General features: G+C 64.0%; 1 protein-coding gene. It reads left to right on the top strand.

The window, feature by feature from the left end; genetic code table 11:
* Nucleotides 1-172: 172 nt before the first annotated feature.
* Entirely contained in the window at nt 173-826 is a 654-nt protein-coding gene (locus P0D73_RS46500; RefSeq protein WP_408182907.1) for a hydrolase, read from the top strand.
* Nucleotides 827-994 lie beyond the last annotated feature (168 nt).

The raw sequence follows: 994 nt of genomic DNA, 5'->3' as shown, positions 1-994 counted from the left end.
ATATGGCATGTCTCCCAAGCATTCCCGCGGCGAGTAGGACTTCCCAAGGACTATCCCCCGCCTTGCGCTAGACGTCCCCCGACAAGGGGATTTTTTTATCGAACGTGCTATCGCAAGATACGTCCGGGCCGCGAGACGCCGCGTGTCCACTACTTCCAACCGAGAAACGATGATGCCCCAAGCTCAAGCCAGGCCCGGAAAGCTGCTGCTGTCCCCTTCCGATCACACGCTGATCCTCATCGACCACCAGTCGCAGATGGCCTTTGCCACGAAGTCGATCGACCCGGTCGTGCTGCGCAACAATGCCGCGCTGGTGGCGAAGGCGGCGAAGGAGTTCTCCGTTTCGACGATCCTGACAACCGTTGCCGCGGCGTCGTTCTCCGGTCCGATCTTCAACGAGATCCGTTCGGTGTTTCCCGACGAGGCGATCATCGACCGCACCTCGATGAACACCTGGGAAGACCCGCGCATCGCCGACCGCGTGAACGCCATCGGCAAGCCGCGCCTTGTGTTCGCGGGCCTGTGGACGAGCGTGTGCATCGTCGGTCCGGCGCTGTCCGCGCTCGACCAGGGTTTCGAAGTGTATGTGATCGCTGACGCGTGCGGCGACGTCACCGAAGAAGCGCACGAGCGCGCGATGCAGCGAATCATCCAGGCAGGCGCACACCCGATGACCTCGCTGCAATATCTGCTCGAGTTGCAACGCGACTGGGCGCGCGGCGAGACCTACAACCAGACCGTTGCCACCGCGATCGAGCATGGCGGCGGCTATGGGCTCGGCCTGGTCTACGCGAAGACGATGTTCGGCGGCAGCGAGGCCCACTGATCCCCGGACGCGCCACACCCGCCATCTGAACCGCGGTAGGCGGCCCGGCGTAACGCTCGGGCCGCCTCCGGTTCCCGACCCGAACCCGACGAAGCGAAGACAGCACACCCATGAAGCTCTATCTGCTCTCCCTCGGAGCCGGCGCCCTCGTCGGCGTCATCTATAGCC

The sequence above is a fragment of the Paraburkholderia sp. RL18-101-BIB-B genome, from assembly GCF_046026985.1.
In the GTDB taxonomy this organism is placed as follows: domain Bacteria; phylum Pseudomonadota; class Gammaproteobacteria; order Burkholderiales; family Burkholderiaceae; genus Paraburkholderia.
This window is presented reverse-complemented; position numbering and strand designations above follow the sequence as displayed.